Source organism: Cupriavidus sp. R6-3 (genome assembly GCF_059772245.1).
In genome coordinates, this window is record NZ_JCBAJO010000220.1 from 1 (window position 1) to 7,707 (window position 7,707).

Annotated in this window: 6 protein-coding genes; 1 reads left to right on the forward strand and 5 read right to left on the reverse strand. The window is 68.2% G+C overall.

Annotation, left to right across the window (positions count from 1 at the left end; genetic code table 11):
• Positions 1-205: 205 nt before the first annotated feature.
• The 3 genes from AC6EI8_RS22005 to rpoH all read right to left on the reverse strand — a co-directional run bounded on the left by AC6EI8_RS22005 (position 206) and on the right by rpoH (position 3,970).
• Positions 206-940 (reverse strand): aspartate/glutamate racemase family protein, encoded by a 735-nt coding sequence (locus tag AC6EI8_RS22005; RefSeq protein WP_150084678.1) that lies wholly within the window; start codon positions 938-940, stop codon positions 206-208.
• 110 nt (positions 941-1,050) lie between these two features.
• Positions 1,051-2,556 (reverse strand): NCS1 family nucleobase:cation symporter-1, encoded by a 1,506-nt coding sequence (locus tag AC6EI8_RS22010; RefSeq protein WP_149320094.1) that lies wholly within the window; start codon positions 2,554-2,556, stop codon positions 1,051-1,053.
• 517 nt (positions 2,557-3,073) lie between these two features.
• Positions 3,074-3,970 carry an RNA polymerase sigma factor RpoH gene (rpoH, locus tag AC6EI8_RS22015; protein WP_023263656.1) on the reverse strand — a complete coding sequence of 299 codons (897 nt, stop codon included), beginning with the start codon at positions 3,968-3,970 and terminating at the stop codon, positions 3,074-3,076.
• Between the two features lie 381 nt (positions 3,971-4,351).
• Here rpoH and AC6EI8_RS22020 point away from each other — a divergent pair, with 381 nt between their 5' ends.
• Positions 4,352-5,227: a pirin family protein gene (locus AC6EI8_RS22020; RefSeq protein ID WP_149320095.1), complete on the forward strand. Its 876-nt coding sequence runs from the start codon at positions 4,352-4,354 to the stop codon at positions 5,225-5,227.
• A gap of 105 nt (positions 5,228-5,332) precedes the next feature.
• On the opposite strand, the gene ybiB is transcribed toward AC6EI8_RS22020, so the two are convergent.
• Positions 5,333-6,349 (reverse strand): DNA-binding protein YbiB, encoded by a 1,017-nt coding sequence (gene ybiB / locus AC6EI8_RS22025; protein ID WP_149320096.1) that lies wholly within the window; start codon positions 6,347-6,349, stop codon positions 5,333-5,335.
• A 183-nt stretch (positions 6,350-6,532) separates the two neighbouring features.
• Positions 6,533-7,707, reverse strand: a 1,175-nt coding sequence (locus AC6EI8_RS22030; RefSeq protein ID WP_498382880.1) for a CmpA/NrtA family ABC transporter substrate-binding protein, incomplete at its 5' end; no start/stop codon positions are given.

A 7,707-nucleotide genomic window follows, 5' to 3' on the forward strand; every position in this document is an offset into this window, starting at 1 on the left:
GTGAGCATGCGGCGGCCGCGCGCCGTAGCCGATCAGGTCGCGGGGATAGGGTTGGCCGGCATCGGCACCGGCCGGCGAGCGGGAAGCAGTGAGCGGAGTGGACATGATCTGCGGTATGCGGGAATCGATGAAGGCGGGAATCGATGAAGGCGGTAAGCGATGAAGGCGGTAAGCGATGAAGGCGGTGAGCGATGAAGGCCGCGCCTCAATTGATCGCGAACGGTGCCAGCATGCCGGCGTAGGCCTTCGGCAAGGGCCTGGCCCAGTCGCCGCGCTTGCTGGTGCGCAGCCGGATCGCGACCAGCGACTCGACCATCTTGACCGCCGACACCACGCCGTCGATGACCGGCGCGCCGATCGCCTCGGATATCTCCTCGCACAGGTCGGTCATGCCGGCGCAGCCGAGCACGATGCAGTCGCTGCGGTCCTGCGCCAGCGCCTGGCGGCACGACTCGGTGATGATGCGGCGCGCGTCGGAGCCTGGCCGCTCGAGCTCCAGCACCGGCAGATCGCAGGCGTGCACGTTGCGGCAGAACCGTTCCATGCCGTAGCGCTCGGCCAGATGCCACGCGATATTGCAGGTGCGCGCCAGCGTGGTGACGACGCTGAAGCTGGTGCCGATCAGGCTGGCCATGTGCATGGCGGCCTCGGCGATGCCGATCACCGGCCCGCGCGCCATCTCCCGTGCCGCGTACAGCCCCGGATCGCCGAAGCAGGCGATCACGTAGCCGTCGACGCCGTCGGCCTCGCCCAGCCGGATCTCCTCGAGGATGCCCGGCACCGACAGCGCCTCGTCATAGTGGCTCTCGATGGAAGCGGGTCCCATGCGCGGGCTGACCGCAATGATGCGCGTGTCGGGCGAGGCCACGGTGCGGGCGCATTGGCCGATCTTGTCGGTCATGCTTTGAGTGGTATTGGGATTGATGATCTTCAGCTTCATGGCAAACGTCGGGTGGTCGGATCGTCGGGGTCGTCGGATCGTCGAGGTCGTGAAGTCGTCGAGGTCGTGAAGTCGTCGAGGTCGTCGTGGCGTCGGGTCGTTGTGGCCGGTCAGGCGGCCGCGAAGAAATGCGGCATCATGCGGCGCGCCAGCACGCGGTACAGCACCAGCGCAATGCCCATGCCGATGAACCAGCTGTAGTTGGCCAGGCCCTGCCAGGCCGGCACCACCACGCACAGGATCGGGATGATGGCGGCCGGGATCATGGTGGCGATCGCCACCGGGTTGTAGCCGCGGGTGTACCAGTACTTGCCCTGCGGGCGCATCGTGTACAGGTCGTCGACGTCGACCTGCTGGCGGCGCACCAGGTAGTAGTCGGAGATCAGGATGCCGAACAGCGGCCCGATGAAGGCGCCCAGCACGTCCAGCGTGTAGTGGATGACCTGCGGGTTGTTGTACAGATTCCAGGGCGTGATGAAGATCGAGCCGACCGCGGCGATCATGCCGCCGGTGCGCCAGCTGATGTGCCTGGGCGAGACGTTGGAGAAGTCGAACGCCGGCGAGACGAAGTTGGCGACGATGTTGATGCCGATGGTGGCGGTCATGAAGGTCAGCGCGCCCAGCACCATCGCGAAGGTGCTGTCGATATGGCTGACGGTCTCGACCGGATCGGTGATCAGCTTGCCGAACACCGGCAGCGTGGCCGAGGTGGTGATCACGGTCAGCAGGGAGAAGCCGAGGAAGTTGATCGGCAGCCCCCAGAAGTTGCCCTTGCGGACCGCGCCGAAGTTCTTCGCGTAGCGGGAGAAGTCACCGAAATTCAGCATCGGGCCGGAGAAGTACGAGACCACCAGCGCGATCGCGGTCAGCATCACCGGCACCGCTTCCCAGCCGCTGTACTTGACGAAGCTCAGCGTGAAGCTGACGTTGCTCCAGCCTGCCTTGTTCACCAGCCAGATCGCCAGCAGGATCATCACCACATAGACCGCGGGGCCGGCCCAGTCGATGAACTTGCGGATGGTTTCCATGCCGGTCCAGAACACCAGGGCCTGCAGCACCCACAGCGTCATGAACGCGGCCCAGCCCAGGGTCGACAGCCCGGCGAAGCCATGCAGCTTGACGTCGGCATAGGGTGCCAGCGACGGGAAGAAATGCAGCGCCAGCACCAGGAAGGCCGAGGAGGCCAGATAGGTCTGGATGCCGTACCACGCCACCGCGATCAGGCCGCGGATCACCGCCGGGATATTGGCGCCGAGCACGCCGAACGAGGCCCGGCAGATCACCGGATACGGCGTGCCGGTGACCTGGCTGGGCTTGGCCACCAGGTTGCAGAAGAACTGCACGATGACGATGCCCACCAGCAGCGCCACCAGCACCTGCCAGCTTGTCAGGCCCAAGGCGAACAGGCTGCCGGCGGTGATATAGCCGCCGACGCTGTGCACGTCCGACATCCAGAAGGCGAAGATGTTGTAGGTGCTCCAGGTCTGCTTCTTCAGCGGCGCCAGGTCTTCGTTGGTCAGGCGCTCGTCGTACGACGGCTTGATCAGCGCGTTGCCATGGTGGACGGACGCGCTGTCCTGCAGCTCGGCGGCGGCAGGCGCGGTGGTGTGCATCATGCTTGTCTCCTCAAGGCGATGCCATGCGGTGGCCGGCGCGCGGGCGCGCCGGGCGGGCGGTGTGGATCGAATGGATCGGGAATCCGCTCTCAGGATTTGTTTGTAGACAAGATTGTCTACAAAATCGTTTGTAGTTGTGTACGGATTTGTAGATCACGCCTTGGTGATTGTCAACATCATGGCGGGCGGATGCGGGCAAACCCCGAGGAGGGGGAGGCGCGTGGCGGCGGGGCGGGGAGGCGCAGGTGGCGTTGGCGGCCTCGGGAGCGGTGGCAGGAGGCGCCGTCAGGAGGCGGTGGTGGCGCGAGGCGGCGTCGGAAGGCGGTGGCGGAAAGGGGTGGCGAGAGGCGGCGTCGGAAGGCGGTGGCCGAAAGGGGGTGGCGAGGGGCGATGGCGAGGGGCGGTGCGGGAGGCAAAGAAAAGGGCCGGGTCCTTGCGGAACCCGGCCCTTCACGCCGCCGTCCCCGCGTATGCGGGGGCCCGGCGGCTTACGGCTTGCTGCTTGCCTCGGCGTCCATCACGCGAAGGCCTGCAGCGCGCCCTTCATCTTCTTCATCGCGGCGGACTCGATCTGGCGGATCCGCTCGGCCGAGACGCCGAACTCGTCGGCCAGCTCATGCAGCGTGGCGCCGCCCGAGCCGTCGTCGTTGACCTGCAGCCAGCGCGCCTCGATGATGCGGCGGCTGCGCGGGTCGAGCTTGGTCAGCGCCTGCTCCAGGCCTTCCACCTGCATCCGGTCCTGGCGCTTGGCCTCGAGCACGCGGGTCGGCTCGTTGTGGTTGTCGGCCAGGTAGGCGATCGGAGCGAACTCCTCCTCGCCGTCGTCGACCTGGCCTTCCAGCGCCAGATCGCCGCCCGACAGACGGGTTTCCATCTCCATCACTTCTTCCGGCTTGACGTTCAGCTCGCGCGCGACCGCGTCGATCTCGTCCGGCGTGAAGGTATGGGCGCCTTGCTTGTGGCTGCGCAGGTTGAAGAACAGCTTGCGCTGGGCCTTGGTCGTCGCGACCTTGACCATGCGCCAGTTGCGCAGCACGTACTCGTGGATCTCCGCCTTGATCCAGTGGATCGCGTACGACACCAGGCGCACGCCCTGGTCCGGGTCGAAGCGCTTGACGGCCTTCATCAGGCCGATATTGCCTTCCTGGATCAGGTCCGCGTGCGGCAGGCCGTAGCCCAGGTACTGGCGCGCGATCGATACGACCAGGCGCAGGTGCGACATCACCAGCCGGCGGGCGGCCTCGACCGAGTCGTGGTCGCGCAGCTCGCGCGCGAGCCGCTGCTCCTCCTCGGCGGTGAGCATCGGAATACGGTGGACAGCCTGGATATAGCTGTCGAGATTGCCCAGCCCGGCGGGCAGGGTCAGGGCCATGCTGTTGGCGCGCTGGGGCACCATCGGCAGGGTGTTGTTCATGGTGATCGAATCGGCAGACAGGACTGCGTTCACTCAGGGCTCCTTTCGCATCCGGCGGGCGGCGTGCCCGCGTGTCGGAAGCATCAACGGCGTCGTCGCCGGCGCTTCCCACACTGCAATGCAACGCATATTAGCACTCCAGCCGGGTGAGTGCTAATTGGAGTCCGGTCCGCCGTGATAGTTCCAGAGTATCGGAGAAAATATTCCATAGCGCTTTAGGCTCGCCGGAAGGCCTCCTGCGTAACGTCGGCGGGCGCGGACATGAGTTCGTTAGAGCGTCGGCTCCGCTGCCGGTTCTGCTGCAGGGTCCATGCCATGGGGCCGCAGGGGCTACACTTGCCAGCACTGCCTCGATCCGCCCACGTCCCTGGAGTGTCAGCCATGTCCGCCATTGAACATTTGTTGAAACCGCATGTAAGAGATATCGGCGACTTCTCGGTGCGGCGTGTGCTGCCCTCCGCCGCCGCCCAGACCGTGGGGCCGTTCATCTTCTTCGACCATATGGGTCCGGTCGAGCTGCCGCCGGGGCACGGTATGGATGTGCGCCCTCATCCGCATATTGGCCTTGCCACCGTGACCTATCTGTTCGAAGGCGAAATCGTCCATCGCGACAGCGTCGGCAGCGAACAGACGATCCGGCCTGGCGACGTCAACTGGATGACCGCCGGCAGCGGCATCGTCCATTCGGAGCGCTCGCCCCAGGCCGCCCGGGACGCCGGCCCGCGCCTGCACGGCATCCAGACCTGGGTCGCGCTGCCGCGCGAGCATGAGACCGTCGCGCCGTCGTTCTTCCACCATCCGGCGGCGACGCTGCCGCAACTGGTCCATGGCGGCGCCCGCATCACGGTGATCGCCGGCGATGCCTTCGGCGCGCGCTCGCCGGTGCAGGTGTTCAGCCGCACGCTCTATGCGGCGCTGGAACTGGACGCCGGCGCCAGCCTGGCGATTCCGCCCGAGCACGAACAGCGCGGCCTGTATCTGGTCGACGGCGCCGCCGCGATCGACGGCACCGCGCTGCCGGCCGAGCATCTGGCAGTGCTGACGCCGGGCGCCGAGGCCACGGTCACCGCGCTGGAGCCGTCGCGGCTGATGCTGCTCGGCGGCGAACCGGTGGACGGCCGGCGGCATATCTTCTGGAATTTCGTCGCCAGCAGCCGCGAGGCGATCGAGGAAGCGGCGCGGCGCTGGGAGAACGACGAATTCCCGCACGTGCCGGGCGAGACCGAACGGATTCCGCTGCCGCCGCGGCGGGTTTGAAAGGCGGGCGTCGTGGTTTGCGCCCTTCTCCCGCGGGCGAGAGAGGGGCGGGGAGAGGGGCGAGAGAGGGGCGGGGAGAGGGGCGGGGGAGTGGGAAAGGCCTTGCTACAGCGGGCTGACCCAGCTGACCCGCGCGCTCTCCCGCAGGCAGCCGCGGATCGTCTCGATCTGCGTCGCGATCGGCGCCGGCACCGGCACGGCGCCGGACAGCACCTGGCGGATCCACGCCGCCGTCAGCGCCACGTCGGTGCCCGGCGGCAGCGCCGGCACGTCGGCGACCGAGCCCGACATCGGATCGACCAGCGTGCGCTGATGGCCGTCGTGCAGCCAGTCGATGCGGCTGCCGCGGCGGGCGTCGGCCACCACCTCGCCCTCGGTGCCGCGCGCCAGCAGCACGTTGGCCGGCTCGTGCGAGAAGTAGTCCGTCAGCGTTTCGCGGTATTCCGGGTGGGTGTAGCTGTAGAGCCGCAGCGCCTCGGCCGGCGTATGCGCCCCGACCGGCTGCAGCATCTTGACGATGGTGTGCGAGGAATTGCGCAGCCCGATCACGGTGCGCTTGTCGAGCAGCGCCGACAGGGCCGGCGACAGCACGTCGATCGGCAGCACCGCCAGCGGGCCGGGATCGGCATCGCCGCCGGCACCGGGCTGCGCGAGCCGCCGCGCGGCTTCGTCCACCGTCGCGCACGGCGGGATCCCCAAGGCCTCGAACAGCATGATGCTGGTGACCCGCTGATTGAATTCGCGCGTGCCATGCACCAGCACCGGGATGCCTTCCCGTGCGAGCAGCAGCGCCAGCAGCGGCACCAGATTGGGCTGCTTGCGGGCGCCGTTGTAGCTGGGAATGACCACCACCTGGCGCTCCGGCGCCGGCAGCGGCAGGCAATGCGCGTGCGCGGCCTCCAGCATGCCGGCGAGCTCGTGCGGCGCCTCGCCCTTGATCCGGTACGCCATCAGCACGGCGCCCAGCTCGAGGTCCGAGACGCGTCCGGACAGCATCGCGTCGAACAGCAGGCGGGCATCGTCGCGCGGCAGGGCGCGCGCCCCGGCGACGCCGCGGCCGATTTCCTTGATATAGGGCGCCGCGGAAAAGGCGGGCGAGGTGTCGTGGCGGTCAGCGGGCATGTCGGTGCGCTAGTGATAGGGCAATGCGGTAAGGGCGGTGCGCCAGGGGCATTGCGCGGCCATGCGCGCACAATGCGGTAGCGGCGGTGCCGCGAGGGCGGCGTGGTCAGCGCGCTTTCGGCCGATGATAGCGCGATACGCGCAGGCGGCTGCAGGCGGCGTGCAGGCGGCGCGCGGGTGCCCTCATGCCTGGATCGCGAAGCCGTCGGCATAGGCCTTCGGGTCCCGGCTGGCGTCCCACACCACGCCGTCCATCAGCTTCGCCGTGCGGAAGTCGCTGGCGGGCAGCGGCACCTGCGCGGCCGCGGCGGCCTGCCGGTAGACATCGATCCGGTTGACCTTGCGTGCCACCGCCAGATAGTCCGGGTGTTCCTTCAGCATCCCCCAGCGCTTGTGCTGCGTCAGGAACCACATGCCGTCGGACAGGTAGGGATAGTTCGCCTCGCCGTCCCGATGGAACTGCATCGCATGGGCGTCGTCCCAGGTCCTCCCCAGGCCGTTGGCATAGCGGCCCAGCATGCGGTCGAGGATCAGGTCCATGTCGGTGTCGACATAGGACGGCGCGGCGATGGTCTCCGCGGTCCGGCGCCGGTTCGACGCCGACGCGTCGATGAAGCGCGAGGCCTCCAGCACCGCCGCCACCATGGCCCGCGCGGTGTTCGGATACTTCTGCACGAACTCGGCGGTGGTGGCCAGCGTCTTCTCCGGATGGTCGCGCCAGATGCCCTGCGTGGTCTCGGCGGTGAAGCCGATGCGATCCGCGATCGCGCGCGCGTGCCACGGCTCGCCGGCGCAGAAGCCGTCCATATGGCCGACCCGCATAGTGGCCACCATCTGCGGTGGCGGCACGGTGATCGCGCGTGCCTCCCGCAGCGGATCGATGCCGTTGGCCGCCAGCCAGTAGTACAGCCACATCGCATGCGTGCCGGTGGGGAAGGTCTGCGCGAAGGTGTACTGGCGCGGCTCGCGCGTCATGTAGGCACGCAGGCTGGCGCCGTCCCTGACGCCCTTGTCGGCCAGCTTCGCCGACAGCGAGATCGCCTGTCCGTTGTGGTTCAGGTTCATCAGCACCGCCATGTCCTTCCTCGGCCCGCCGATGCCCAGCTGCACGCCGTAGACGAGGCCGTACAGCACGTGCGCGGCATCGAGCTCGCCGTTGACCAGCTTGTCGCGCACGCCGGCCCACGAGGCCTCGCGGGTCGGCGTGATGCGGATGCCGTGCTTGCGGTCCAGCCCGAGCGCGGCGGCCATCACCACCGAGGCGCAATCGGTCAGCGGGATGAAGCCGATGCGGACCTCGGGCTTCTCGGGGGCATCCGAGCCGGCCGCCCAGGCACCGGCGCGCACCGCGGGATCGA

What these genes read in the sequence shown, in the direction of transcription:
- AC6EI8_RS22005 (WP_150084678.1), bottom strand. Translation starts at nt 940, where the DNA reads ATGAAGCTGAAGATCATCAATCCCAATACCACTCAAAGCATGACCGAC.
- AC6EI8_RS22010 (WP_149320094.1), bottom strand. Translation starts at nt 2,556, where the DNA reads ATGATGCACACCACCGCGCCTGCCGCCGCCGAGCTGCAGGACAGCGCG.
- AC6EI8_RS22020 (WP_149320095.1), top strand. Translation starts at nt 4,352, where the DNA reads ATGTCCGCCATTGAACATTTGTTGAAACCGCATGTAAGAGATATCGGC.
- rpoH (WP_023263656.1), bottom strand. Translation starts at nt 3,970, where the DNA reads ATGAACAACACCCTGCCGATGGTGCCCCAGCGCGCCAACAGCATGGCC.
- ybiB (WP_149320096.1), bottom strand. Translation starts at nt 6,349, where the DNA reads ATGCCCGCTGACCGCCACGACACCTCGCCCGCCTTTTCCGCGGCGCCC.